Annotated in this window: 25 protein-coding genes and 1 pseudogene; 12 read left to right on the top strand and 14 right to left on the bottom strand. The window is 58.5% G+C overall.

Annotated features, from left to right (window positions below):
- Nucleotide 1: 1 nt before the first annotated feature.
- Entirely contained in the window at nucleotides 2-1,096 is a 1,095-nt protein-coding gene (locus CKW23_RS05045) for a DUF6708 domain-containing protein (protein ID WP_371856550.1), read from the top strand.
- A gap of 87 nt (nucleotides 1,097-1,183) precedes the next feature.
- Here CKW23_RS05045 and CKW23_RS05050 read toward each other — a convergent pair whose 3' ends face one another.
- The 4 genes from CKW23_RS05050 to CKW23_RS05065 form a co-directional block, all read right to left on the bottom strand.
- Nucleotides 1,184-2,041, bottom strand: coding sequence for an HlyD family secretion protein (locus CKW23_RS05050; RefSeq protein WP_095067150.1), 858 nt, complete (start codon nucleotides 2,039-2,041; stop codon nucleotides 1,184-1,186).
- Nucleotides 2,042-2,063: 22 nt separating this feature from the next.
- The gene (locus CKW23_RS05055; protein WP_095067151.1) at nucleotides 2,064-2,264 is read right to left on the bottom strand and encodes a DUF1656 domain-containing protein; all 201 of its coding nucleotides are present in this window, start codon (nucleotides 2,262-2,264) and stop codon (nucleotides 2,064-2,066) included.
- A complete protein-coding gene (locus CKW23_RS05060) occupies nucleotides 2,254-4,410 on the bottom strand; it encodes an FUSC family protein (protein ID WP_095067152.1) in 2,157 nt (718 codons plus the stop codon). Before CKW23_RS05060 ends, CKW23_RS05055 begins: the two co-directional genes overlap by 11 nt.
- Before the next feature lie 79 nt (nucleotides 4,411-4,489).
- Nucleotides 4,490-5,932 (bottom strand): efflux transporter outer membrane subunit, encoded by a 1,443-nt coding sequence (locus CKW23_RS05065; protein WP_095067153.1) that lies wholly within the window; start codon nucleotides 5,930-5,932, stop codon nucleotides 4,490-4,492.
- Between the two features lie 175 nt (nucleotides 5,933-6,107).
- Between CKW23_RS05065 and CKW23_RS05070 the strand changes: the two genes are divergently transcribed.
- Both CKW23_RS05070 and CKW23_RS05075 read left to right on the top strand, forming a co-directional pair.
- Nucleotides 6,108-7,055: a LysR family transcriptional regulator gene (locus tag CKW23_RS05070; protein ID WP_095067154.1), complete on the top strand. Its 948-nt coding sequence runs from the start codon at nucleotides 6,108-6,110 to the stop codon at nucleotides 7,053-7,055.
- An 87-nt stretch (nucleotides 7,056-7,142) separates the two neighbouring features.
- A complete protein-coding gene (locus CKW23_RS05075) occupies nucleotides 7,143-8,117 on the top strand; it encodes a D-glycerate dehydrogenase (RefSeq protein WP_025258692.1) in 975 nt (324 codons plus the stop codon).
- A 43-nt stretch (nucleotides 8,118-8,160) separates the two neighbouring features.
- Here CKW23_RS05075 and CKW23_RS05080 read toward each other — a convergent pair whose 3' ends face one another.
- Nucleotides 8,161-9,081, bottom strand: a complete 921-nt coding sequence (locus CKW23_RS05080; protein ID WP_095067155.1) for a DMT family transporter — start codon at nucleotides 9,079-9,081, stop codon at nucleotides 8,161-8,163.
- A 134-nt stretch (nucleotides 9,082-9,215) separates the two neighbouring features.
- Here CKW23_RS05080 and CKW23_RS05085 point away from each other — a divergent pair, with 134 nt between their 5' ends.
- Nucleotides 9,216-10,091: a helix-turn-helix domain-containing protein gene (locus CKW23_RS05085; protein ID WP_025258690.1), complete on the top strand. Its 876-nt coding sequence runs from the start codon at nucleotides 9,216-9,218 to the stop codon at nucleotides 10,089-10,091.
- A 58-nt stretch (nucleotides 10,092-10,149) separates the two neighbouring features.
- Here the strand turns inward: CKW23_RS05085 and CKW23_RS05090 are convergent, their stop codons facing one another.
- From CKW23_RS05090 to CKW23_RS05115, 6 genes are read right to left on the bottom strand one after another with little or no spacing between them, the layout of a single operon-like run.
- Nucleotides 10,150-12,531 carry a TonB-dependent siderophore receptor gene (locus CKW23_RS05090; protein ID WP_256590407.1) on the bottom strand — a complete coding sequence of 794 codons (2,382 nt, stop codon included), beginning with the start codon at nucleotides 12,529-12,531 and terminating at the stop codon, nucleotides 10,150-10,152.
- Nucleotides 12,532-12,591: 60 nt separating this feature from the next.
- Nucleotides 12,592-13,584: a FecR family protein gene (locus tag CKW23_RS05095; protein WP_025258688.1), complete on the bottom strand. Its 993-nt coding sequence runs from the start codon at nucleotides 13,582-13,584 to the stop codon at nucleotides 12,592-12,594.
- Nucleotides 13,581-14,174, bottom strand: a complete 594-nt coding sequence (locus tag CKW23_RS05100; protein ID WP_256590410.1) for an RNA polymerase sigma factor — start codon at nucleotides 14,172-14,174, stop codon at nucleotides 13,581-13,583. Before CKW23_RS05100 ends, CKW23_RS05095 begins: the two co-directional genes overlap by 4 nt.
- Nucleotides 14,175-14,186: 12 nt before the next feature.
- Nucleotides 14,187-14,519: a DUF3325 domain-containing protein gene (locus CKW23_RS05105; RefSeq protein WP_025258686.1), complete on the bottom strand. Its 333-nt coding sequence runs from the start codon at nucleotides 14,517-14,519 to the stop codon at nucleotides 14,187-14,189.
- A complete protein-coding gene (locus tag CKW23_RS05110; protein WP_025258685.1) occupies nucleotides 14,519-16,075 on the bottom strand; it encodes a PepSY domain-containing protein in 1,557 nt (518 codons plus the stop codon). The genes CKW23_RS05105 and CKW23_RS05110 overlap by 1 nt, the downstream gene beginning before the upstream one ends.
- A gap of 20 nt (nucleotides 16,076-16,095) precedes the next feature.
- On the bottom strand, nucleotides 16,096-16,434 hold the full coding sequence (locus CKW23_RS05115; RefSeq protein ID WP_025258684.1) for a DUF3649 domain-containing protein: 339 nt from the start codon (nucleotides 16,432-16,434) through the stop codon (nucleotides 16,096-16,098).
- Nucleotides 16,435-16,634: 200 nt separating this feature from the next.
- Here CKW23_RS05115 and CKW23_RS05120 point away from each other — a divergent pair, with 200 nt between their 5' ends.
- The 4 genes from CKW23_RS05120 (at nucleotide 16,635) to CKW23_RS05135 (ending at nucleotide 21,338) form a co-directional block, all read left to right on the top strand.
- Nucleotides 16,635-17,138: a sigma-70 family RNA polymerase sigma factor gene (locus tag CKW23_RS05120; RefSeq protein ID WP_025258683.1), complete on the top strand. Its 504-nt coding sequence runs from the start codon at nucleotides 16,635-16,637 to the stop codon at nucleotides 17,136-17,138.
- Nucleotides 17,135-18,112, top strand: coding sequence for a FecR domain-containing protein (locus CKW23_RS05125; RefSeq protein ID WP_025258682.1), 978 nt, complete (start codon nucleotides 17,135-17,137; stop codon nucleotides 18,110-18,112). Before CKW23_RS05120 ends, CKW23_RS05125 begins: the two co-directional genes overlap by 4 nt.
- 204 nt (nucleotides 18,113-18,316) lie before the next feature.
- The gene (fecA, locus tag CKW23_RS05130; protein WP_095067158.1) at nucleotides 18,317-20,665 is read left to right on the top strand and encodes a TonB-dependent Fe(3+) dicitrate receptor FecA; all 2,349 of its coding nucleotides are present in this window, start codon (nucleotides 18,317-18,319) and stop codon (nucleotides 20,663-20,665) included.
- Between the two features lie 244 nt (nucleotides 20,666-20,909).
- On the top strand, nucleotides 20,910-21,338 hold the full coding sequence (locus tag CKW23_RS05135; RefSeq protein ID WP_025258680.1) for an HPF/RaiA family ribosome-associated protein: 429 nt from the start codon (nucleotides 20,910-20,912) through the stop codon (nucleotides 21,336-21,338).
- A 67-nt stretch (nucleotides 21,339-21,405) separates the two neighbouring features.
- Here CKW23_RS05135 and CKW23_RS05140 read toward each other — a convergent pair whose 3' ends face one another.
- Both CKW23_RS05140 and CKW23_RS05145 read right to left on the bottom strand, forming a co-directional pair.
- Nucleotides 21,406-22,365: a FecR family protein gene (locus CKW23_RS05140; RefSeq protein ID WP_095067159.1), complete on the bottom strand. Its 960-nt coding sequence runs from the start codon at nucleotides 22,363-22,365 to the stop codon at nucleotides 21,406-21,408.
- Nucleotides 22,362-22,910, bottom strand: a complete 549-nt coding sequence (locus CKW23_RS05145) for a sigma-70 family RNA polymerase sigma factor (RefSeq protein ID WP_025258678.1) — start codon at nucleotides 22,908-22,910, stop codon at nucleotides 22,362-22,364. The genes CKW23_RS05140 and CKW23_RS05145 overlap by 4 nt, the downstream gene beginning before the upstream one ends.
- Nucleotides 22,911-23,074: 164 nt before the next feature.
- On the opposite strand from CKW23_RS05145, the gene CKW23_RS05150 reads away from it, so the two are divergent.
- Nucleotides 23,075-23,407: a DUF3509 domain-containing protein gene (locus tag CKW23_RS05150; RefSeq protein WP_095067160.1), complete on the top strand. Its 333-nt coding sequence runs from the start codon at nucleotides 23,075-23,077 to the stop codon at nucleotides 23,405-23,407.
- Nucleotides 23,408-23,745: 338 nt separating this feature from the next.
- Nucleotides 23,746-23,958 (top strand): DUF6124 family protein, encoded by a 213-nt coding sequence (locus CKW23_RS05155; RefSeq protein WP_095067161.1) that lies wholly within the window; start codon nucleotides 23,746-23,748, stop codon nucleotides 23,956-23,958.
- Between the two features lie 122 nt (nucleotides 23,959-24,080).
- Here CKW23_RS05155 and CKW23_RS05160 read toward each other — a convergent pair.
- A pseudogene (locus CKW23_RS05160) lies at nucleotides 24,081-24,338 on the bottom strand (phosphate-starvation-inducible protein PsiE); the annotation flags it as partial.
- A 154-nt stretch (nucleotides 24,339-24,492) separates the two neighbouring features.
- Between CKW23_RS05160 and CKW23_RS05165 the strand changes: the two are divergent.
- Together CKW23_RS05165 and CKW23_RS05170 are read left to right on the top strand one after the other, a co-directional pair.
- Nucleotides 24,493-25,689, top strand: coding sequence for a hypothetical protein (locus tag CKW23_RS05165; protein WP_095067162.1), 1,197 nt, complete (start codon nucleotides 24,493-24,495; stop codon nucleotides 25,687-25,689).
- Nucleotides 25,690-25,817: 128 nt separating this feature from the next.
- Complete coding sequence (locus tag CKW23_RS05170; protein WP_143498895.1) at nucleotides 25,818-26,180, top strand: hypothetical protein; 363 nt, start codon at nucleotides 25,818-25,820, stop codon at nucleotides 26,178-26,180.
- Nucleotides 26,181-26,207: the final 27 nt, after the last annotated feature.

The following is a 26,207-nucleotide window of genomic DNA, read 5'->3' on the forward strand; positions in this document are numbered from 1 at the left end:
TATGTCTTCCGATCCTAAGCAGAGCGACGAACTGGACCTCAAACACAATCGCCCCAAGGCGGGTGAAATTCGTCGTTTTGCCACCGGCGAAAGTCTTTTCTTGTCCCCGCTCCCTGTGCCTACCGGACAAATGCCCATGGATTTGGATGGCAGTTTCCTAGAAGTTAACGATGTGTATCTGGATGTTGGGAGTAGCAACCAAGGCAAGTCTTATCAGGCTCGGCTTGCTGTCTCGTTGCCTATGTCAGCAATTATCGCCTTTGTAATAGTACTTCCTGTTCTAATGGGCTTCGGGACTTTCTTTAATCCATTTGGAAGAACGTTCTGGTATTACTTCAGTGATTTCTTTGTGTTCGGATTATGGAGTTCACTTTGGGCAGGAAGTGCGGGGGCACTTATTGGTATATACGCAGTCGTCAGCACAACACGCGCCAAAGCCCGAACCCGCCCGATACGTTTCAACCGTCAACGCCGGGAGGTCTGCTTTTTCCCGGACGGCTCCGATAAACCAGTCATTCAACCCTGGGAAGACACCGTCGCCTGGGTGTCGGTCAGCACCGGTTTTACCGGGGTGGGCGTCATGAGCACTTATACCTTCGGCATGGCCATCGACGATCCAGTGGGTGACAAGGTGCACTTTCTGAGACAGGGCGTCCCAACGCCTCTGCATGGGCTGGCCAAATGGGAAGCCATTCGCACCTACATGGAAAAAGGCCCGGTCTTCTGCCCCGGCCAGGCCACCCACGAAGGCTCTCATACCTTCGACAAGGAACGCGAAGACATGCGCGAGGAATACCAACATAAAGAACGCTCCGCGTTAGGCGTTGGCTGGTGGTATTTAACTCATATCGTCACCCTGTGGCGCGTGCCCTACTGGATCGCAGCATGGGACCAGCGCTACAGCATGAAATCCATGCCCGACTCGATTGCCGACTGGTCAAAACCACTGCCCCCCGAACAACAGGCCACACCAAGCCCGGCCCTCAAACAGCAAAGTGCCGACCTCGAAAAAGCCTTTGCTCAAGGGCAGGACTTCATGACGTATTTCAAGGCCAACCTGAGCGAGTCAAAGGCAGAAGAATCACAGAATGCCTGAGCAATAACGCCAGGGCTGTGGATAAATATTCACGGCCCTGTCGCGGGCAAGCCCCCTCCCACTTTGGACGCGACTCTTCGCAAATTCCTAAAACCCAGGCGCAACAACCACCGTACACGTCATCCCCGCCGCCAGCAGCAGGCCATCAGGCACCTGGTCCAGATGGATTCGCACCGGCACGCGCTGGGCCAGGCGGACCCAGTTGAAGGTCGGGTTGACGTCGGCGATGAGTTCTCGGCTTTCGGGGTTGTCGCGGTCGTAGATGCCGCGGGCGATGCTTTCGACATGGCCCTTGAGCACTTCGCCGCTCATCAATTGCATTTCAGCCGGATCATTGACATGCACATGGGGCAATTTGGTTTCCTCGAAGAAGCCGTAGACCCAGAACGAGTTCATGTCGACCACGGCCATTTTCGCTTCGCCCGCACGGGCATAGTCGCCGCGATGGACGTTGAGGTTGGTGACGTAACCGTCCACGGACGCCAGCACGCGGGTGCGTGACAGGTTGAGTTCGGCCGCTTCCAGACGCGCCTGAGCCAACTGGTAGTCGGCCAGGGCCGAGGTGGCGATGTTGCTGGCGTCGTCGCGGCTTTCGGTGGAGACCACCAGGTTGTCCATGTCGGCGCGGCGTTTGGCGTTGAGTTTGCGCATCTCCCAGGTGGCCTTGCGCGAGGCCAGCAAAGCTTCTGCTTCCTTGACGGCAATCCGGTAATGATCGGGGTCGATCTGCATCAGCAGGTCGCCCTTTTTCACCTGCTGGTTATCACGTACCGGTACATCGATGACAGTGCCGGACACTTCCGCAGCGACGTTGATGATATCGGCCCGCACCCGGCCATCGCGGGTCCAGGGTGTTTCCATGTAGTGCACCCACAAGGACCGGCCAATGAAAATGGCCAGAGCCAGGACCAGCAAGGTGGCGATCAGACTGAAGAGCTTTTTCATCCAGAGGTTCTCGAACCGGATATCAACGATAAAAGGGCAGCGCCAGAGCGCCGAAAATGCAGGTGAACAGGCTCAGGCGCAGCAGCGCCGGGTGCCAGAAATGTCGGTACAGGTCGAACCCGGCCAGCAGTCGATCCAGTGCCCAGGCCAGTACCAGCGCAATCAGGAACATCAGGGTGATGCTCGGCATGTACAGGCCGTGGAACGCGATTTCACGAGGCATGGGCGACTCCTTGTGGGCGGCCATGCACGGCCAGTGGCGATTGCGGGTCCAGCAGCGAGGTGCGGATGAAGTGCAGGTAGCTTTTGACCCGGCGCAGCACCGAGGTGTCGAAGTGCGAGGCGAAGGGTTCGTCGGTCAGTTGCACGCAACTGATGGCGTGATCGACTGCCATCAGGCAGCGCTGCAGGTTGCTGGCATCGGGCTGGATGAACAGGCGGATCAGCGAACGGCCCATGACCCGGATCGCAATGCGCCAGGACTGGTACTCGGCGTAGCTGGGATGAATCGGCAGGATGGCCTGCTCGCGGCGCAGCTCGATAATCGCGTGGCCGATTTCCAGCACCGTGAACATCCAGTGCAGCAGTTCACGCTGCACTTCAGGCCTGCCAACCGCCAGACCATAAGCCTGATGCATCAGGTCGCGGGTCTGGCTTTCAAAGCTGGAGCCCAGCCTAGGCAATGGTGCGCTGATGGCGAATACCACTTGCCGACGCAGGGCGTCCTTGAGGCGCTCCCACATCCAGCGGCTGTTGGGCGGCAGGATGATTGCGCCTGCTGCGGCGCAGAACAACATGCCGACGACCATGGCGATGTAATCGTTGATGAAGGTGTAGGGGTTGTAGAGCGTGAGATTGTCCGGCACCGAGCCAATGCTGAAAAAGATCAGCAAACCCAGCCCATAACCGGCCCACTGAGGACGCGAGGCCAGGAAGGTGCCGACCACCAATACCGGTGCCAGAAACATGCACAGCAATGGAAAGCCGTCGATGTGCGGGAATATGAAGAAGGTTTCGGTAAAGCCCAGAATCGCGCCCAGCAAGGTGCCGCATGCCATCTGGAACGACATGCGCCGCGGGTTGTTGGTGGTGGATGACAAGGCAACGGTCGCAGCCGACGCCAGGGTCATGATCGCGCCGCTGGGCCAGGCCGTCAGCACCCAGTACGCACTCAACAACGCTACGACTGTGCTCGCACGCACACCGGCTGCCAAGGCAGTCATCCAACTGGTGCGCGGCACAAACGACTCTTCCCACTGTTCGCGCACATGGTTGTGATCAGCCAGTGAAGCATGGGTCTGGGCGTAGTCATGCAGGTCGTTGACGAGGCGATACAGCAACTCGAAAGCCGTGTGAAAATCCAGCAACTCGGCTTCATCCGGCCCGCTTTGCTCAAGCTCGGCACGCAGGCTGCGCACCAGGTCGGGCAGTTCGGCCTTGAAGGTTTCCAGTTGCTGCACCAGCACCGCAGCATCGCCAATGGTCAGGGACCGGTCGGCAAAGGTATCGAGCAATCGGGCCAGCATATCGAGGCCGGGATCGACACGGGGCATGACGCCATTCAGCGGATCGGCTCGCAGGCGTTCAAGCAATTGATGCAGGGCATTGAAGCGCGTGGTGATGGCCATGAACTCGCTGTTAAGGCGATTGAGTCGCCCGTTGCGACGCCGCATGTGCGGGTCCTCGAATACCGTCACGCTGCGCAGCCCTTCCAGGCCGATGGCTTCAGCGACAAACCGCACGTTGCCGGTTTCAAAGGCCGCCCGCTCGCTGACGCCGCGCAGACCGTCCGCGACAAAACGAGCGAACACACCAAAACGCTGATACAGCGCGTTGCGCATCGCAGCGCCGGAACTCTGCGGCAGAATCGCCGCCGTCACAGCGGTGGAGCAGACAATCCTCAAGGCGATTTCCAGCACCCGCCAGACCGCCGCCATGAATGAACCTTCCGGGTGAGCCAGCGCAGGCAGGCCGACCGCCGTGTAGCCCGCCAGCACAAAACCGTAAGCCCGAAAGTTGCGATAACGGGCCGCGCCCGCCGAACAGATCCCGACCCACAACGCCAGGCAACCGAGAAACGGCACCGAGTTCTGCGCGAACAAGGCCATCAGCAGGACCATCATGGCCGACCCCGCCAGCGTGCCGAGCAGGCGATAAAAGCTCTTGGCAAACACATGCCCGCTCTGAGGCTGCATGACAATGAACACAGTGATCATGGCCGTGCGCGGTTGCGGCAGTTCCAGACGCAAGGCCAGCCAGTACGTGAGGAATGCGGCGATCAAGACCTTGAAGATGTAGATCCAGGTGACACCGTCGCTGCGCGCCCAACTGTTGAGCTCTCGCACCACCTCCCGTAGGAGCGAATTCATTCGCGAAGGCTCATTGTCTGGCACGACCTCTTCGCGAATAAGCGGAGCGCCGCCCGATCCGCTCCCACTGGGTGAGGGTCTATTCATGGGGGAGGCCGCCGCCCAGCGATACCACCAACCCGGCGTACACGCTCAGGCGAGCGGCTTCGACCTGTTGCTGGATCTGTTGCTGACGAAACAGCAGCGTCTGGGCGTTGAGCACATTGAGGTAGTCGGTCAAGCCACGCTGATAGGCGATCAACGCGATGTCATACGTCTTCTGTGCCGCTGCGACAGACTGGGCAGCGAATACTTGCTGCTTGTCCACTGAGGCGCGACGGATCAACTGATCGGATATGTCTTTGAGGGCCAGCACCAGTGTCTGGTTGTAATGGGCCACGGCCAGGTCATAACCGGCAACGGCGTGGCCCAATTCCGCACGCAGGCGTCCGCCATCGAAAATCGGCAGGCTGATGGCCGGGCCGGCTTTGTAGCTGAGCTTGCTGCCGGTCAGGAACCCCAGCATTGAGCCGCCCGTGGCCATGTAGCCGAGGCTGCCGACGAGGTCGACATTGGGATAGAAACCCGCATGAGCCACATCGACTCCACGGGCCTGAGCCTCGACACGCCAGCGGCTGGCCACCACATCCGGACGCTGCCCCAGCAGTTGCGCGGGCAAGGCCGAAGGCAGCTTGAATACGGAATACAGCGACAGGCTCGGACGTTGCAATGCAGCGCCCTCGCCCGGCCCTTTGCCGGCCAGCACGGCCAGTTGATTGCGATCCAGCGCAATGGCCTCTTCAAGCTCGTCGATTTGCCGGTGGATTTCCGGCAATGGTGTCTCGGCCTGGCTGACTTCGAAATGGGTACCGATGCCGCCCTTGAGACGCCGCCGGGCCAGATCGAGAATCTGTTGCTGCTGGGCCAGCGTGGCTTCGACGATATCCAGCCGGGCGTAATCCAGAGCCAGCTGGATATAGGCCAGCACGATGTTTTCCTGCAATTCGAGTTGTGCCTGGCGCTGCTCGGCAACACTCATGTGCGCCAAGTCAAGCGCTTGTTCGCTGGCGTTGCTTTCGCGCCCCCAAAGATCAAGGGCATAGCTCAGGCCCAGCGACGCATTGTTGTCCCAGGTGCGAGTATTGGCCAGTTCGCCAGGGCCATAGAATTGATCGGTCGGCCAGTCGTGACGAGCCAGACTGGCGCTGCTGTCGACATGCAGGCTTTCAGAGGATTGGGCAATTGCGGCCAGCGCCTTCGCCTGACGCACACGAGCGGCAGCCATCGCCAGACTCGGACTGCCGAGGGTCGCCAGCTCGATCCAGCGATTGAGTTGCGGGTCGCCATAGGCATTCCACCACCGGGCTTCGGGCCAGTGGGCATCGCGCTCGGCGCTCTGGATCGCCTGATCGGTAGCCAGGCTTTCGAGAGGCAGAACACTGCCTTGTGAAGTGATTCCGTCGGTTCCGATACAGCCGCTGATGATTGACGATACAGCCCAGACACTGAGGAGCCTGAAGCTCCAAATGATGCGACGCGGCACAGCTGCGAGTTCCCGACTGGAAATGAAGCGCTATTGAGTGGCGCGATTCTAGGGGGCGGCCGGGACGGCGATAAGCTGGCTAAAGTGTGATTCTTTATTACAGAAACGGTGATAATCCCTTGCCATGTGCTAGTAACTTCATGTCACAATTTGCCATGTCTTCCGAGAACTGCCCATGGACACTCTGCAAAACATGCGCGCCTTCTGTTGTGTGGCGCAAGCGGGCAGCTTTACGGCGGCCGCAGCACAACTGGACACCACGACTGCCAACGTGTCGCGTGCCGTCTCGAACCTCGAGGCGCATCTGCAGACACGCCTGCTCAACCGCACGACCCGCCGTATCGCCCTGACCGAAGCCGGCAAACGCTACCTGCTGCGCTGCGAACAGATTCTGGCGTCGGTGGAAGAAGCGGAAGCCGAAGCCAGCGATGCCCATGCCCGGCCCACCGGCCAGCTCAAGATGCATTCGATGCCCGGTGTCGGCCAGCATTACGTGATCGATGCCATCGCCCGCTATCGCCAGAGCCACCCGGATGTGTCCTTCGACCTGACCCTGACCAGCCGCGTGCCGGACCTGCTCGAAGACGGCTACGACGTGTCCATCGTGCTGGCCAGCGAGCTGCCGGATTCGGGTTTCGTGTCCCAGCGCCTGGGCATCACCTACAGCATCGTTTGCGCCTCGCCGGCCTACATCAAGAACTTCGGCATGGCCTACACCCCAGCCGACTTGCTGAACCATGCCTGCCTGCGCCTGGTCAGCCCGGTGTTCCCGCTGGAGAAATGGGCATTCGACGGCCCCCAGGGCCAGGAAACGGTCACCATCAACAGCTCGCCATTGCTGGTCAACTCTGCCGATGCCATGCAGACCGCGATTTCCTGTGGCATGGGCATCGGCATCCTGCCGATCTACTCGGCCATCGACGGGCTGCGCAACGGCACTTTGATGCGGGTCTTGCCCGACTACCGCTCCCAGGAGCTGAATCTCTACGCCATCTACCCGTCACGTCAGTATCTGGATGCGAAGATCAAGACCTGGGTCGAATACCTGCGCGGTTCGCTGCCTGAAATTCTCGCCGCCGACGAAGCCGACCTGCATATTCATTCGATGAAATCACTGGCCTGAATGCCCGCACTTGCAAAACCGGCTGCCCAAGGACGGGCAAGAATGTTAGCGTGCTACTCATTCAACCGCTCAAGAGTGACTCCCACAATGAAAAAAACCGTACTCGCCTTTAGCCGTGTCTCCCCTGAAATGGCCGAACGCCTGTCGCAAGACTTCAATGTGATCGTGCCCGACCCGAAACTGGGCGATCTCAATGCCCAGTTCAACGAAGCATTGCCAGCGTCCCACGGCATGATCGGCGCAGGCCGCAAGCTGGGGCGCGAGCAGCTTGAAGGGGCGACGAAGCTGGAAGTGGTATCGAGTATTTCGGTGGGCTACGACAACTACGATGTCGGCTACCTGAGCGAGCGCGGCATCCTGCTCACCAATACCCCGGACGTGCTGACCGAAAGCACGGCGGACCTGGGCTTTTCGCTGATCATGAGCAGCGCCCGCCGCGTCGCGGAGCTGGATGCCTGGACCAAGGCAGGCAACTGGAAGCGCAGCATCGAAGCCCCTCACTTCGGCACCGATGTGCATGGCAAGACGCTGGGTATCGTCGGCATGGGCAATATCGGCGCAGCCATTGCCCGTCGTGGTCGCCTGGGTTTCAACATGCCGATCCTGTACAGCGGCAACAGCCGCAAGAGCCAGGTCGAGCAGGAATTGGGCGCGCAATTTCGCACGCTGGATCAATTGCTGGCCGAGTCGGATTTCGTCTGCCTGGTGGTGCCGTTGAGCGAGAAGACCCGTCACCTGATCGGCCGTCGCGAACTGTCGCTGATGAAGCCAGGTGCAATCCTCATCAACATCGCACGCGGTCCTATCGTTGATGAGCCGGCGCTGATCGAAGCCTTGCAGAACGGCACGATTCGCGGTGCCGGTCTGGATGTGTACGAGAAAGAACCGCTGAGCGAATCGCTGCTGTTCAGCCTGAGCAATGCCGTGACCCTGCCGCACATCGGCTCGGCGACCCACGAAACCCGTCAGGCCATGGCAGATCGTGCTTACAACAACCTGCGCAGCGCGCTGCTGGGTGAGCGTCCGCAGGATCTGGTCAATCCGCAGGTCTGGAAGGGTTAATACCCTTTTCGCGACTGAATTCGCTCCTACCGTAGGAGCGAATTCAGTCGCGAAGCGGGGCGTTCGGGTATACCAATGAATCTTTTTGCGAAATCTCTTTCGGCTTCCTGAACACCAGCACATTCCCCAGCATCACCAATGCCAGCCCGAACAATGCGGGCAAGGTCCATTGGTAGCCTTCGACCCACGCCGAAATATTCAACGCCACCACCGGAAACAGCACGGTGCAATACGCCGCACGCTCTGGCCCCATGCGCCCGACCAGCGTCAGGTAGGCCGTGAAACCGATGACCGAGCCGGGTATGACCAGATACAGCAGCGAGCCGATGTAGCGCGCGTTCCATTCAAAGGCAAGCGGCGCACCGATGAACAGGCAATACACGCCCAGTATTGTCGCCCCGTAGAGCATCCCCCAGGCATTGGTGGTCAAGGGTCGCAACCCGGCTTTCTGTTGCAGGCTCGACAGCATGTTGCCCGCCGAAAAGCACAGGGTTCCCAGCAGCGCCAGGCCAAGACCGATGAAGGTTTCGCGACTGGCATCGTGGTTCGACAGCTCAGGCCAGAACAGGCACGCAAGCCCCGTCAAACCCATTGCACCGCCAGCCAGTACGTTACGCGCCACTTTCTGCTTGAAGAATATCCGAGCATTGAGCGCATTCCATAAGGTCGCGGTCGAGAACACCACGGCGATCAGGCCGCTGGGGATCCATTGGCTGGCCGTGTAGAAACACATGAAGTTGATGCAAAACAGGCACAAGCCTTGCGCCAGACAGATCAACTGTCCGCGACGGTTGACCGGTTGCAGCTTCCCGCTGAGCAGGAGCAGCACGAACAGGATCAAGGCCGCCAGTGCGAAGCGATAGAGAATCGACACCGGGATCGCGACATCGCCCAGTTGCAGTTTCAGGGCAATCCAGGTCGTTCCCCAGATCAGGACAGTCAGCAGATACAGCGAGATGTTCATGACGCAGCTCCTCAATGAGCCTTGAGTCTGCTGCCACGCCCTGAGCCTCGCTTGCACAATCTTGCGCATTTGATCGTCAAGGTGATGGCAGCTTTATCGCACACGCGTAGGATGCAAGGCTTGGAGGAGTCGCCATGCCACCCATTGAATCCATACATGTCTTTCAGGCCTTGAACAGCTCGCCCCATGCCCGGCTGGAGCAGAGTGCCGTGCTGGGCGATGGATTGACGGCTGCACTGTGGCAAAACCGGCACGACTCACAGGAATATCACGCACCCACCCACCACACGCTGTCGTGTTACATCGCTGACGGCACAGGCACCTTCCGTCGTGACAAACCCGATCAGAAAGGTTCACCCGGCAAACTCTGCACACTGCCAGCCGGACATGAGTCGGCCTGGGTCATCAATGGCGAGATTCGCCTGGCGCATTTGTATGTCAGCCCGGAGCAGTTCGCGCTGGGTTGCATCACCCTCCTTGATCGCGAGCCTCGGGAGATGCAGCTACAAGAGAAAACTTTTGTCGAGGATGCCGAGCAGGCCGGGCGCTTTCAAAAACTGATCAGGATGAACTGGGCCGAGCCTGCCGAGCGTTTGCTCACCAGCAGCCTGGCCCATGAAATGCTCAGCCATGCACTGCTCGGTCAGGTGGGGCTGCGTGAGGGTTTGCGTCTCAAAGGCGGGCTGGCCCCGCATCTGCGTCGTCAACTGGTGGACTTCATCGAGATGCATCTGGCCGACCCGCTGAGCCTCGGGCAACTGGCCGGGCTCTGTGCGCTGTCCGAATACCATTTCGCCCGCATGTTCCGGGAGAGCTTTGGCCTGCCGCCGCATCAATACCTGCTGGCCCGCCGCTTGTCCCATGCCCGTCACCTCCTGCGCCATACCGCACAGCCACTGAGCGACATTGCCCTGGCCTGCGGCTTTGCCAGTGCCAGCCATTTCAGCAACCGGTTTCGCCAGGCCATCGGGGCAACACCCGGAGAATATCGACAAGCCCTCACCGCGTAGGAGCGAATTCATTCGCGAAAAACCATTTTCGCGAATGAATTCGCTCCTAGGGAAGGTGTTAAAACTCCAGCGTCGTAGATATCTGCACCTGCCGCGAATCCCCCATAGAGACGAAATAGCGGTTCACGCTTGAAGTGTAGTAAGTACGATCGAACAGGTTTTTGACATTAAGCTGGAACCTGACTTTCTGCCCGTCCAACCGGGTGTCGTAAGTCGCGAAGGCATCGGCGACGGTGTAGGCCGGCAGGTTGAAATCGTTGAGCGGGTTGCCCGCCCTTTCCCCCACATAATGCGCACCGGCCCCCAGCCGCAAGCGGTCGCCGCCCAGTACGCTGCCCACGTCATAAACCGCCGACAACGAGCCGCTGTGGCGGGCGACATTCTGCAAGTGTTTACCCTTGAGCAACGGGTCTTCCTGCACGCGGGCATCGGTAAAGGCATACCCGCCGATCAGGCTCCAGCGTTCGCTCAACTGACCGCTCAGGTCCAGCTCCAGCCCACGCGAACGAACTTCCCCCGCCGAGCTGTACACGGTGCTGGCAGTGACCGCATCGTAGTTGGCCACCAGCACATTGCGCTTCTGGATGTCGTAGAGCGCCACGGTTGCGCTGAAGGCGCCCGGCACATCCCATTTGGCACCCAGCTCCCAGGCTTTGGCCTGCTCGGGCAAGGTCCCGGAATCCAGCACGTAGCCACCGGTCAGCGGCGCGATGCTGGAGTTGGGTTTGAAGGATTCGCTGTAGCTGCCATAAAACGACAACTGATCGGTGTAGCGATAGACCAGGCCGGCGCGAGGTATCCACTGACTGCCGTTGGTGTCGGTGTTGACGCTGAAAGGCCGGCCCCTGCCCGCCACCTGATCAAAGGTCATGAAGCGTGCGCCAGCCACCAGAATCCACTGTTCGTTCAGGTGAACCGAGTCCTGCAGAAACAGCGAGTTGCTGCGCAGAATATCGCTCTGGGCACTGTCCGGCTCACTGACCGCAGTGCCTTCAACTTCCTGCCCGTAAACCGGGTTGAGGTAACTGAAAGTGGTCAGGCTGCGCTGACGGATCAGATCCGAGCGATAGACCTTGCGGTACTCGTCATCCAGGCCCATGAGCAGTTCATGGCGCAGGCCCGCCCACTGCACATCGCCCGCGAGGGTCAGGACGGTGTAGCGGTCGGTGGCCAGCGCGCCGGAGGTGCCGTCCATGGAGCGAGTCAGGGTGCCATTGGCTGCATTGACTGCCGTGACCCGCACCTGGCTGGCATCGTAGGTTTCGCGGTTGTAGCTGTAGCCGAGGTGTCCTTTCCAGCGCTCGTTGAAATCATGATCGGCCTCGAAGCGATAAAGGTCCGAGCGCCCTTCCATGTTGTTGAACGGCTCGTCCAGGCGACGTGTGGCCGGAATGTCCAGAGGATGATTGGTCACCGGGTCGATGGCAGTACCGCGATCGAATGGATAGAGAAATTCCCGATGTTCATAAGCCGCCACCCATTGAGTGTCTTCGCCGTACCAGGCCAGTGACGGCGCGTCCAGCGACTCGCGATGGGTGCCGAAATTGCGCCAGTAATCCTCGTCCTGATGATCGACAATCATCCGCCAGGCCAGCGCCGAATCACCCACGGGGCCGGTACTGTCCAGCGTCACGCCACTGCCGTTTTTGCCCGAGCCATAGCTGGAGCCACGAGCTGTCAGGCTATTGGCGGCCTGTAATTGCGGCTGTTTGCTGACCACGTTGATGACGCCGCCGGGGTCCTGGATTCCGTAGAGCAGGCTCGCCGGGCCCTTGAGGATTTCTACACGTTCAGCGGTAGCGTTCAGGTTACGGCCCTGCACCACCGGCATGCTGTTGCGCATGATCGAACCGTCGCGGTTGTCGCCAAAACCGCGCTTCATCAGTGTGTCCTGAGTGCTGCCCAGTGTGTTGCCCTGGGTAACGCCGCTGATGGCGCTCAAGGCATCATCAAGGTTGCGCGGCGCCTGATCGCGCAGCACCTGTTGCGGGACGATGTCGATGCTCTGGGGTGTCTCCAGTAAAGGGGCCGACGAGCGCAGCACCGAGCTACTGGAGGGCGGCTGATAAAGACCGCGCTCCGCCAGCCGGGAATCGATGTGGGTGGCCGCCAGGCTGAGGGTGCCCGCTTCGGGCTTCAGGGTTTCCAGGGTAAACGCCTGCTCGCTGGCCCGGCGCCAGGCCAGGCCGGAATCGCGCAGCAAAGTGCCCAATGCCTGTTCGGCACTGAAGCGTCCGCGAAGTGTTGGGGCGTCGATGCGGTAAGGCGCATCCTGGGTGTAGATCACGCTCAGGCCGGTGACGCGACTGAACTCGCTCAAGGCCTGCGGCAAGGGCTTGGCCGGGATAGAGAAATCGAAAGTCTGTTGCGCGGCACAGACTGCGCTTTGAACACAGACGCCCACCACCACGAACAGCGTTCTACTCAGCCAGCCGCTCATTGCCGTGCGCCTCGCCGCCATGAAATTCGCTCCATGGAGGATCGCCTGTCTGCCATCGACTCAGCGCAGAACAATGACCCGGTCCAGCATGCTGTAAGTCTCGAACCCCACCACCGACTGCAAAGCGTTCAGGACAGCCTGCGGGTCCTTGCTGGGGAAGCTGCCGCTGATGCGCTTGGCGGCCAGTTGATCGTTGAGCAGCACAATGCGGCCGGGGTAATAACGACTCAGGTCGTCGATGACCTCGGCCAGAGGTGTCCGGTAGTAATTCAGCCAGCCTTGTCGCCACGCCAGCAGGCTTTCACTGTCGATGCCTTTGGGGGCCGAGGTGGTCGTCTGGTCGTAGGCCACTTGCTGACCCGCTTCCAGAATCCGCTGCTCAAGCCCACCTGCCGCCTTGACTCCGACACGCCCGGACAACACCGTCACCTGCGCGCCTTCCGGTTCCAGCCGGACTTCAAACTGGGTGCCCAGCACGCGGGTTTCGCCGGTATGGGCATCAACCACGAACGGCTCGCCGGTGTGAGTCACCTTGAAAAAAGCAGCGCCGCGTCGTAGCTGCACATGACGTTCGCCACGGCTGAAATTTACGGCAATGGCACTGTCGGCATCCAGCGTGACCTGGGAATTATCGGCCAGCGTCACGGTGCGGACCTGGCCGGGAGCCGACACGTAATCCGCGCCGAAATCATCGGCCCAGCGCTGCGGCTGCCAGCCTGCGCCCATGGCAATCATCAACGTCAGGCAAGCGGCCATCGCCAGCCCCACCGACCAGCGTTGCAGGTTACGACGCGGCGGCGGTGCATCCATCGCCCGCAACAAGGCGTACAGCGCAACGGCGTCTTCACTGGCAAGCCGGGCCGCCGGCGCTTCGCTCAACTCCCACAACACCTGGGCCTTGCCATAGGCTTGCACATGGGCCGGGTCGGCTTGCAGCCATTGGCTGAACGCCAGTTGGTCGGCGTAATCGGGCTGATCGTGCAACACACTTAACCAGGCCAGTGCGGCTTCTTCCGGGGTCGTGGCATTCTGCACGGCGGGCGGCGCTTTCATCGACGAGCGTCTCCAGGCTTCGTTCGGGCGGTGCCTGCCGAGTCCTGTTCCAGGCTCGCCTTGCAGGCTTGCAAAGCGCGCATCATATGTTTTTCCACAGCGCTTTGGGAAAGCTCCATGGCTTTGGCAATCTCTGCGTACTTGCGACCGTGAATGCGGTTGAGAAGGAAAATCTGTCGAGTCCGCTCGGGCAAGCCGCGCAAGGCAGCCTCGACGTGGCGCAAATCGTTGTTCGCCTCCAGCGCGGCGCGAGGGTCGTTGCTGCTTTCGTCCGGCCCGGTTTCAAGGCTTTCGCTGATGCGGCTACGCACGCCTTCGCTGCGCAGATGGTCGATGGCGATATTGCCTGCACAGCGCAGCAGATAAGTGCTCAGCTCTTCGACCTGCACCAGAGGACGACGCCAGAAACGCACGAACAGGTCTTGCACCAGATCCGCAGCTGTTGCCCGGCAGCCCACGCGACGGCTGACCAGCGCCTCCATCTGGGAACGCTGGGACAAAAACACCTGCAGAAAATGCGCACGCCCACCCTTCGCCGCCAAGGGCTCGGCGTCAGGGCCTGTATCGGGCAGGTCGGGTTCAGGGGGCATCATCACGATCACTTAAACGGGCAACAGATCAAAAGCAGCAAAAGGGCAAAGCACCAGCCCGAAACCGGCCAGCTTCACGACCCAGCGAGGCTTGAAAGGCATCAGAAAAACCAGCAGCACCGCGCTGCCCATCAATACTGCAAACCACTGCGCCAAGCCTACACCCCAACCGGCATCATTGACTGCAACGGCTGAAGAAACCGCCAGAAACAACCAGCCAGCAAGCTTGAGCAACCGACTGCGCCGAGGGGTCAGAGGACCGCTCAGCAACTCGCCGTAATGCCGGGACATGGACAGGCACAAGGCCGTGAAACCGATGTAGCAGAACACCGCCGCCAGCAACATCAACTGGCCTCCTGATGGCTGACCGCAATGGCCGAAGCGCCAGCGCTCTTGCGCACCGGCTTATCGGCACGCTCAGCCCTGAACTTCAGCGCGGCCCAGCCGAGAAACAGGCCGGTACCCAGCGCCGTCAGGTCAAAGGCCGGCAGCACCCAGCTTCCCTGTTGCAACGCGGCCATCAGGTAATGGCCGTCGGTCAGCAGATCGAGCACCGGCAAGCCGATGAACATCAGTGCACCCAGCCCCAGTTGCTCGCGCCAGGCGCTCTGGCCGTTGCGCAGCACGGCATGCAGCATCGACAGGCCCCAGACGATAAAGAACACATTCACTTCCCATCCTGCACGCCCGGCCAACCCGACCGGCAGAACGCGATTGGCCCAGAAGAACGCCGCCACCGCGAGCATCAGGCCCGACATGCTGGCGATGTTCAGCACCTCGACCAGACGCAACTCGAAAGGCAGCACGCCGGCCTTGGCATGTTTGAGGCGGCGCTTGCCCAGCCACATGACCAGCCCGGTGCCGATCATCGCGGTCCCGGCCACGCCGAAAATGAAGTACAGCCAGCGCAGGGTCGGCCCGGCAAAGTGACCGACGTGCAGGCCATACATGCCGCTGGAAATCAGCATCGGCACGGGCCGTGACGGGGTTTCGTTCTGCAGGGCACCGCTCACGCCATTGAAGGTCAGCGCGCCACCGCGATCCGGCGTGATGCTGCCTTTGTCGTCACGGGTTAGCAGCACCGAAGCATTGCTGTCGCCAGGATTGTTGACCACCACGCGCCCCACCTGATCGCCATTCCAGCGCTCGCTGGCCGAGGCCAGAAGCGGAGCAAGGGGCAGCAACTCGGCAGGTTTGCCGTCAGGCCCTGGCATGTTCGAACCGGGGAATACTTCGTTGTAGAAAGCCTGCACAGTGCCGTAGCTGGTCAGGATGCTGGCGGGCATCACCATCGACATGAAGATCACCAGACTGCTGTAGGTAATCATCAGATGAAACGGCAGCACCAGCACGCCCAGAGCGTTATGGCCATCCAGCCAGGAACGCTGGCCCTTGCGTGGCCGGAAGGTGAAGAACTCCTTGAAGATCTTCTTGTGCACGATGATGCCGGTCACCAGCGTCACGAACATCACCATCGCCGCAATGGTCGCCAGCCAGCGGCCCCAGGGGTGCGGCATCTGCAACTGGTAATGGAAGCGATAGAAGAAGTCGCCGCCCCGTGTTTCCCGCGCCTGCACCGGAGCGCCGGTCTGAGTGTCCAGAACCTTGCGGACAAAGTTGTTGCGCTGACCGGGCTTGCCTTCCGGCAGCCAGCCCACCATCAGACCCGGCGAGCGCTCGTCCGGCATATTGATGAACCAGCGCGTGGCGCCCGCCGCGTGTTGTTGCAGGTAGCTTTGCGCCAGCCGGATATTGGCCTCGGCATTCACAGGACGGGCAGCAATCTCGGGCTGCATCCATTGGGTGATCTCATCCTTGAAGTAGGAAAGCGTCCCGGTCAGGAAAATCGCGAACAGCAGCCAGCCGAACACCAGCCCGACCCAGGTGTGCAGCCAGGCCATGGCCTGACGAAAACCCTCCTTCATGACAACCACCGGCCACAGGCATAGGCGACGCCCAGAATTGCGCAGGGCAATAACACGCCCACCCACGCCTGCATGGCCGTGCGGCAGGCAAAGCACCAGAGCACGGCCACCAGATACACCAGAAACGAAAGCATCATGCCCGTGATAACGGCTTCGGCCCGAGGGACCGGCAACCACTGGGCGACACAGATGCTGGTCACGGAAGCCAGCAGATAGCCTGCAAAGATCGCCGCCAGCGCGCGGGAAGCCACCGCCAGCCGGTAGGAAACCGAGACACCGGTATTTTTCGCAGGACGTTTATTGACCGCTGGGCTATTGAGGGCTGAACCGTGCATCCGAGAACCTTTACCCGATCTTGAAAGGCAATGAAAAAGCGTGAGCTGGCATGACAAGGACCCTGTCACCAGACCGCCGGGCAGAAAGTTCGCACCCAGGCACAAGAATAAAGCGCAATATTAATGATAAATATTCTCATATGCAAAAGAGTCTGACAGAATCGACGCCCTCAATGAGTCCCCGTGGATTTTTCTACGTGATGCACACCGCCCAGCCCGCTCTCAGTCATACCGTCGAAGGTCTGTACCAGGATCACCATTCCTGGCTAACGACCTGGCTGCGGCGCAGGCTCGGCTGCCCGCACAGTGCGGCGGATCTGGCTCAGGACACCTTCGTCAAAGTGATACTGGCCCGCGATACGACCCAGATCATCGAGCCTCGGGCCTTTCTGACCACCATCGCCAAGCGGGTGCTGTGTAATCACTACAGACGCCAGGATCTGGAGCGCGCCTATTACCAGGCCCTGGCCGAGCTGCCGGAATGCGTGGCACCTTCCGAGGAAGACCGGGCGATCATTCTGCAGACCCTGGTGGAACTGGACCAGTTGCTGGACGGCCTGCCGAGTGCGGTCAAACGTGCCTTCCTGCTTTCTCAGGTCGATGGCCTGAGCCATGGCGAAATCGCCTCGCAACTGGGCATCTCCATCGCGACGGTCAAGCGTCACCTGAACAAGGCCGCGCTGCGCTGCTACTTCGCCCTATGAACCTGAATACCGAATCCCTGAACAAGTCAGACATTTCCCCAGCCGTGGCCAGGCAGGCAGTGAGCTGGATGATCGAAATGCAGGAAGGCGGCCTGGATTCCCGTCGCCAGCATGCCTGGCAGCAGTGGCTCAATGGCAATAGCGAACACCAGCGTGCCTGGGCGCACATCCAGCGGGTCAACCAACGCTTGAGCGGGTTGTCCTCGCCCCTGGCCCATGCGGCGCTCAATGCACCGTCCTCCGCCGGTCGCCGTCAGGCACTCAAGCTCTTGCTTCTGTTGGGCGCTGGTTCGGCGGCAGGCTGGGGATTGCGTGATCAGATCGCCTTGCAACCCTTGCTGGCCGACCTGCGCAGCGGCGTGGGCGAACAACGCAAGGAAACACTGAGCGACGGCACACAGGTGCAACTCAATACCGCCAGCGCCCTGGATGTGCGCTTCGATGCCGGGCAGCGGTTTATCAAGTTGCTGCAAGGCGAAATCCTGATGACGGCAGTTGCCGACTCACGCCCACTGAACCTGCTGACCGCCCAAGGCACCGTACACGCCTCGACCGCGGCCAGTCGTTTCAACCTGCGGCAACTGGACGGCCGCACGCAACTGGCCGTGCTGGACGGCTCACTCGAAATCAGCCCCGACGCCCATGTCGGTCCGCCATTGCGGTTACAGGCCAGACAGCAAGTGACCTTCAGCCGCGACGCCTGGGACTCGGTACGCCCGACAGACGCCAGCACCGGAGCCTGGGCCGAAGGCATGCTGGTCGCCTCGCACATGAAGCTGACGGATTTCCTGGCCGAACTGGGCCGCTACCGTCGCGGGCGACTCAACTGCGATGCCAAGGTCGCCAACCTGCTGATTTCCGGCAGTTACCCGCTGGCGGACAGCGAACGCATCCTCGACATGCTGGAAGTCACCCTGCCCGTCCGGGTGCAGCGCTTTACCCGGTATTGGGTGAGTGTTCAGGCTCGGGTGTGAACAACACTTGTGGGAGGCAGCTTGCTGGCGAAAAAGGCTCGAAGCCGACAGATATTCTGCGTCTGTACGTGAAGTCGCCAGCAAGCTGCCTCCCACAAAGTGAGTTATCACAAAACTTTTTTCAAATCCGGTGAGCCGTTTTCAAGCGCTCGCGTGACAGACAGGGAAAGCACCTCTTAATCCTCCAGATCAAAGGACTCCTGCATGTCGACCCGATCGCCCCAATTGTCACCTCTGGTTCGCACCCTGCGGCATATCATTTTCGGCGCGAGCCTGTCGTTGGGCGGTCTTTCGCTGGCGCATGCTGCCGATGCCAAGGCCTATCACATTGCCCCAAGCGAACTCGAAACCGCGCTGAACCAGTTTGGCCGGGAAGCCGGCGTGATGATTTCCTATGGATCGCAAGTCACCAGCGGCCTGAAAAGCCGTGGGCTGGAAGGTCAGTACACGCCCGAGCAAGGCCTGACTGCCTTGCTGGAAGGCACAGGTCTGCAAGCTGTGGCCGACGGCAATCAAGGCTTCTCCCTGCAACCGGTGAGCACGGCAGGTAGCGGTCCCGTGGAGCTGGGCGCATCGACCATTGTCGGTGACTGGCTGGGTGAAGCTCAGCAGACCAACGTCTTCGAACACCCCGGTGCCCGTGACGTGATTCGTCGTGAAGAGTTCGAGCGTAACGGCTCCACCAATGCCCGCGAAGTGCTCAACCGTATCCCGGGCGTCAACGCACCGGAAAACAACGGCACCGGCAGCCACGACATGGCGCTGAACTTCGGCATTCGCGGCCTCAACCCGCGCCTGGCTTCGCGCTCCACGGTCCTGATGGATGGCATCCCGGTGCCGTTCGCACCTTATGGCCAGCCTCAGTTGTCTCTTGCGCCAATCAGCCTGGGCAACATGGATGCTGTGGACGTGGTGCGTGGCGGCGGTGCCGTGCGTTATGGCCCGCAGAACGTCGGTGGTATCGTCAACTTCGTGACCCGCGCCATCCCGGATGAACCCACCCTGAAAGGCTCTGTTCAGACCGAAATCAGCCCGTCTTCCAGCCAGGACGGTTTCAAGAAAACCGGCAACCTGCTGCTGGGCGGCACGGCGGAAAATGGCCTGGGCGGCGCGATTCTGTATTCCGGCGTGCGCGGCAGTGACTGGCGCGAACACAGCGATACCCAGATCGACGACCTGATTCTCAAGGGCAAATACCAGATCGACGACGCCAACAGCCTCAACGCCATGGCGCAGTATTACGAAGGTGAAGCCGAGATGCCCGGCGGCCTGAGTGTCGCGGACTACGATGCCGACCCGTACCAATCCACGCGCCTGAAAGACAAGTTCTGGGGCCGTCGCACCCTGGCCAACTTCGGCTATCGCTACGAGCAGGACGCCCGGGTTTTCACCGCCAACACCTTCTTCACCAAGACCCTGCGCAGCGGTTATCTGGAACAGGGCAACATCGTCACCCTGTCACCGCGCGAATACTGGGTTCGCGGTTTTGAAACCCGTTTCTCTCAAGGCTTCGCACTGGGCGAAAGCTGGCATGAAGTGGGCATCGGCTATCGCTACATCAACGAATCCGGCCACGAAGTGCGCTACAACGAAACAACTGCGTCACAAATCATGCCCAGCACGTCGAGCACGCAAGACCGCGACACCCGTGGTTACACCGATGCCAAGGCGTTCTACATCGATGACCGCATAGATATCGGCAAATGGACCATCACGCCCGGCATTCGCTACGAGATGATCGACACGGCGCAGTCCAACAACCAGACCAACGTCAAATACCAGGGCGACTACAACACCGCACTGCCGGCCTTGAACGTGCTTTACCACGTGACAGACACCTGGAACCTGTACGCCAACACCGAGGGCTCGTTCGGCAGCGTGCAGTACAGCCAGATGCCTAACCGCGTCAACGGCGGCGAGGTCCAACCGGAAAAGGCGCGTACCTGGGAACTGGGCACCCGCTATGACAATGGCGTGCTGCGCGCAGAGCTCGGTGCATTCCTGATCAACTTCGATAACCAGTACGACACCAATCAGACCGACAACCGGATCATCGCTCGCGGCGAAACCCGCCATCAGGGGATCGAGAGCAGCATCAACTATGCCTTGAGCGACCTGAACCCGGCACTGGATGCCTACGAGGTTTACGCCAGCTATGCGTTTGTGGATGCAACCATCCGCGAAGATGGCCCGAACAAAGGCAATCGTGTGCCCTTCTCGTCCAGACACAAAGGCACTCTGGGCGTGCGATACACCGAAGGCCCATGGAAGCTGAACCTGGACAGCTCGTTCCAGAGCGACCAGTTCGCCGACAATGCCAACACCGTGGCCGAAAGCGCCAGCGGCAACAACGGCAAAATCCCCGGCTACATGCTGTTCAGCACCCGCGCTGCCTATGATTTCGGCCCGCAATTGTCAGACCTGAACGTGGCGGTAGGCGTGAAGAACATCTTCAACCGCGAATACTTCACCCGCTCGTTCGATGACAACAACCGCGGCAAGTACGTGGGTGAGCCACGCACGGTGTATGTGCAAACATCTGTGGCGTTTTAAGGGGGCAGATTCATTCGCGAATGAATTCGCTCCTACAGCGCGTAGGAGCGAATTCAGTCGCGAAGAGGGTGAATGAGAACACATTGCATTCAAACAATATTTTTGCTGCGAAATATTTCTTCCATTTAGGGGTTGAATTGTTGGCTCATTGGCGCCAACACTGTGCTTGAGCGCAAACAAAATCGAGCTCCGACAGAAATCGATCAATGAGCCTCACACGAGCAAGCCCTAATAAGGATTAACTATGCAAATCCAGGTCAATAGCGATAATCACATCGAAAGCAGTATCCGACTGGAGGAGTGGGTTCGTACCACCATTGAAAGCACGCTCGAACGCTACGACGAATATGTAACCCGCGTCGAAGTTCACCTCAGTGATGAAAACGGCGAAAAGCCGGGTCCACATGACATCCGCTGCCAGATAGAGGCACGTCCAAAAGGCCACCAACCGATTTCCGTCACCCAAAAGGCCGATACAGTGGATCAGGCCGTTGATGGTGCAGCCGCAAAACTCGATCACGCCCTTGAGCACCTGTTGGGCAAACTGCGCAGCAAACGTGGCGGTGCGCCACTGCCCCAAGACCAGGATGAAGATTCGGTCAGTCCGGACGCCCTGCTGGAGGAAGAATTCCTTGAGAAAGAACTGGAAAAGGAAGTCGCTCGACTGGGCTGATTTCCACTCTCTGACACATTGATCGCGTAACCGAGGGCGGCCCTGAAAAGAGCCGCCCTTCCTGTTTTCAGGGCAGCGGTTTGACCACGATCAGCAGGTCAGTAAAGCGCTCGATGCGGATAGGCAGGTTATCGCCCAGGGCTGCAAGCGCAGCGTCGGTGTCATCAAGGCGGAACAGCCCCGAAACCCGTATCCCTTCCAGAGCCCTGGAATCGAAACGCAACAAGCCATGTCGATAATCGGCCAGTGTTTGCAGCACTTCGCCGAGAGGCCGGTCATCAACCTTGAGCACGCCACGGGTCCACGCCGCCGGGTCGCCGCTGCCTATGGAGCGCGGCGCCTGCACCCTCCCGTCCTTGAGCAAGGCCTGCTGGCCGGTTGCGACTTTCACCACATCCACGCTATCGGCCTTGGCCGCAATGGCAGACTCCAGCACACTGACCGTTGTCCCTTGCGGGCCACGGCGCACCACAAAGCGCGTCCCCAATGCCGTGATGGTGCCCTGATCGGTGCGCACCACAAATGGGCGCTGTGCATCCTTTGCAACCTGAACCCACAATTCGCCGCGCAACAATTCCACCTCGCGTTGCCGTCCGTCGAATTTTATATCCAGCGCCGAATTGCTGTTGAGCTGAACTTCGCTGCCATCGGAAAGCAGAAATTCGCGGCGCTCACCGATGGCCGTGTGCTGATCGGCCATCCAGATCGGCAGGTGCTCGACACTCATCCAGCCGCCGATCAAAACGCCCAACAGCGAGAGAACCTGTAACCCTCGATAAGAGGTTTTTACCCCCGAATGCGGGAATGTCTGACGCAATGCCACCCGAGCCGGCTTGCCCGGTAATTCATCAAAACTGCCCCACAAGGACTCCATGCGTGACAGCGCCAGAGCGTGTCGCGGGTCCGCCTCGCGCCACCTGTCAAAGGCCTCACGATCAGCCGCGCTCACCGCATCGTCATTCATCAATGCAAGCCAGGAGGCCGCTTCGCTGATCATCCGCTCGCCGGGTTCGTGCACATCGCTCACGAGAGATGGCCCGAACCGTGCAGTGTCTTGTAGCAATGCACCATCACGCTGGCCATGTATTGTTTGACCATGCTGGAGGACACATCCAATTGAATGGCTATTTCGCTGTAAGTCATCCCCTCAAGGCGGTGCAGCAAAAATGCCTGACGCGGCCTGGGAGGCAAGCCGTCAAGCATCTGCGCGATTCGCTCCAGCATCTGCAGCGCGACATGAATGGCTTCGGGATTCGGCGTACAAGCCTCGTCGGCATGCAGCGTCAGCGCATCCAGGTAGGCGCGCTCGATCTTGCGACGCCGGGTGCCATCGATCAGCAAGCGCGTCGCAGTGGTGGCAAGAAACGCCCGAGGCTCCTTGAGATTGAGCGGTTCGGCCAGCATCAGGATACGCACGAAAGCGTCCTGGGCCAGATCCGCAGCACGTTGCGAGCACCCAATCTTTTTTCGCAGCCAGTTTTGCAGCCACAGATGGTGGTCACTGTAGAGCTCGGTCATTTGCTGCCGACGATCAGGCACAAGGTCGTCATCAGCTGCGGAAAAGTCGCGCATGCGTCAATGCTTCTCAAACACGAAAAATTATCATTAACGCGAAAGATGACAGCAAAACCTGCCATCAGCAAGCACAAGAGAAATCTTGCCGATGGTCAGCCACTGAGAACTAAAGGGACTAATACCCGGTCAACTTATGCAGTACACATAGACAGGTAGACGATATGGATAATCCTTTTCAGATGATCACCGATACCTTTCATCCCGATTACCGGGTGAATCTGAGCATCCAGGGACTGGATGGCAGCATCATGCTGACACTGTCGAACGAAAAGGGCGTAGTCGCCAAGCGCCTGATCAGCGCCGCCCAACGCAACGACCCCGAACGCTTGCGCCGCCTCATAGAAAGCGTGCAATTCGGCATCGCCATCGAGCGAGGCGACAGCGCCCTGAAAATCCTCACCGCCATGACCGATGGCGTCACCCTCAGCCAGTTGCCGATTCTTACGGGCGGTCACTGGCGACCAGACCGCCATGAGCGGACGGCGGGCATTTAAGGTCCTCTGTGTTACTTACGCTAACGAAAATGCCCTGATTGCAGGGCATTTCTTACGGACTTCTCCCTTTCATCCGCGTGAAGTTTCCTAGAAAATCCTATCCCCTTGCGTGGGCGTTTTTGGCTCTCTAGGCTGTGCCGGTCACTGCTCATCAGTGATCGGGTTTAGCAGCCCGGGGATGACTAGCCACGCAAGAAACGTCCTTATGGCGGCTTTGCGTGGGGCACCTTCGGGTGCGCCGGTTTTGGCTAGTTTCCCCGGTCTGCTAACCCGCGACAAAGCCGCCACCCTCAATCGTTTAGCAGCGACTGTACGGTGGCTCCATGAGGAAACTGGTTATGAAAAAAGTAACGCCCGATCCACCGCCGTCTTCTCTCGAAGAATCCCTGCTATACGTCTCCGACCTGCTGCGCTGCGCAGCCGCCACCGCCTACGAATCCGGCGACAGCCTCAACGGCCCGAAACGGGATCTGGCTTTTTCTGTTGTTCATCTGATCGGCATTGCCCGAACCGAACTGGATCGGTCGTTGGAGCGGGTTGAGCCACGATAAACCTGTACACCTGTCACTTGTGGGAGCGGATTCATCCGCGATGACGTCATTGAAGGCGATAAATCTTCTTCAAATGTACGGGCCTCTCGCGAATGAATTCGCTCCTACCAAATGCACTTAAATCAAACCTCGCCCTTCTCCTCCGTCACCGCCCCTTTCACATTACTGAACGGATCCGGAATCTTCGCCGACGGGTATTTGTACGACGCATAACGCACCACCAGAATCGAAATTGCCAGCAGCAGGATGCCGCCGCACAGGTAGATGATCCCGATACTCGGCGGGTTGTGGTGGGAGACGTCCGAGATCAGCAACCGGGTCAGTGCCGTGATGGCGACGTAGATCAGGAAGCGGACGGGCATGTGGTTGGTCTTGAAGTATGGTCTCGCCCATTCACTGATAATTGAAGGCCCGATTCGCTTTTCGGCTAATTGACATTCTTCTACTTGCACCTATCATGGCTCAGAGCCAGCATCAAAACGCTAACCTACAAAATAGGGCTTGCGTACATGAAAATAAAGCAGAGAGAAATGGATGTCAGTTATTAAGAAAGATACAAACTACGGCTATTTGAATTTCTTTGAAATCACTGAAAGCGGGCTTTATCGAACTCAGAAGAAAACGGACGGCGAGATAAAGTCTAAAAGCTTTGGACTAGATACAACCTTAGTCTTACGAAATATAAAAGCATGGGTAGATTCTAGACGTTTCAAAGAAACCTCACCTTGGGCAGAGCTTGGTGAGTCTGGTGATCCATCAGTCATGTGTTACTGCAAAGAAATTCATGAGTTTGAAAACGGTGATTTTCTCCTAACATTGTGGAAGCATGACCCAAGCGACTCCAAAAGCTATCGAGGGCTCCGACTTAACGAAAAGGGCGAGCCTATCGGATTTATCAGCAATAACGCTTTGGACACTGGGGATGATGTTGTGTGGGGACATCCTTGTTACTATTGGATAATCCCGGAATCAAACTTAGTAATCTCGATAAAGTTTGAAGATTCAAAATGTGACTCTGACCTGATGCAAAAATGGATTAATTATTGCGTCCGATATCGTTTGAAAATAGATAAATTCAACAGGCGGCAACCCGGCGACTCAGCCACTACAATTTATTTTAGCTCAGAAGCAGCACCTGAAGATTACAGCCTTTTGTATCGTTTCTCAAAAAAGATAAAAGAATTCAGAACTAGCGAAGCATACCTCAAAAAAATATGCGAAACGACTAAGCATGTACTTCTAAGAAATGAGGTTATAGTCAGTTCCGAAATTGTCGAGCAGGAGAACAAAAAATCTCAAAAGAACATGTTAACTTTAGATAAAGCAAACAATGAAATATTCGATTTTATTGAAAAAATTATGGGACGTTTTTTTGGCCCAGACCCAGATGACGAAGTAAGTGACGACGGCAAGAGAAGAGTCGAAGTAAAGCTTGAAGCAACACCAACCTATGAGCAAATGCAAGACTTCATGAAGTATTCTTCCGACTTCCCTGAAGACGGCTGGGCAGATGTAATTTTCATTGATGAAAATGAAAACAAGACCTCTATCAAAAAACATAGATTAGTCGAAAGGGTTATGTTACCAAAAAGCGGAGAAATATATTCCGCAACTTTGCTATACGCCACGATCGCAGGAGATCGCTCAAACTACTTACAGTCCATTTCCAACATCACTAAAGATGCCACAGCAACCGAAGTAGCTCAACAATCAGATACAGTGCTAGCTTAATGTTTATTTTATTACTGTGCCTTGTGCCGCCCATAATATCTATGCTTTGTGGATGGCACCTTAAGTTTGAAACAGTATCAGCCACTCTAGGCCTACTTGTAGGCGTCTCAGGGGCTATATTCACAATTATGAGTATATGGATCGCTTTTTTATACCCTAATGTCCTCAGAACTTTGAAAGGAGACAATCTTGTTAACGCTGACTTTAGTTCTAGTGGTGGTGACACGACTAGGCTTAAAATCATTGTTGGAGTAATAGTTCAATCTGCTTTATCTATGGCCTTCTCTCTCATCGGCATGCTGTTTGTAAGCTTCTACGAAGGCTTTGGATTCAAAACCCAAGAAACAACTTTAGCTACAATGCAGTTTCTTTTAGTATTTTTCAGCGGACTACAAGTTTCCGCGATAATAAGCGTTATCCACATAAATTCCAGTTTCGTAAAAAACCTTGAAGGAAAGAACAAAGCTAGAGCACGCGACTGGGACACCTAATGCTGACCACACGACAAATAGGATCTA

This window comes from Pseudomonas sp. Irchel 3A18 (genome assembly GCF_900187465.1).
GTDB classification, from domain to species: domain Bacteria; phylum Pseudomonadota; class Gammaproteobacteria; order Pseudomonadales; family Pseudomonadaceae; genus Aquipseudomonas; species Aquipseudomonas cichorii.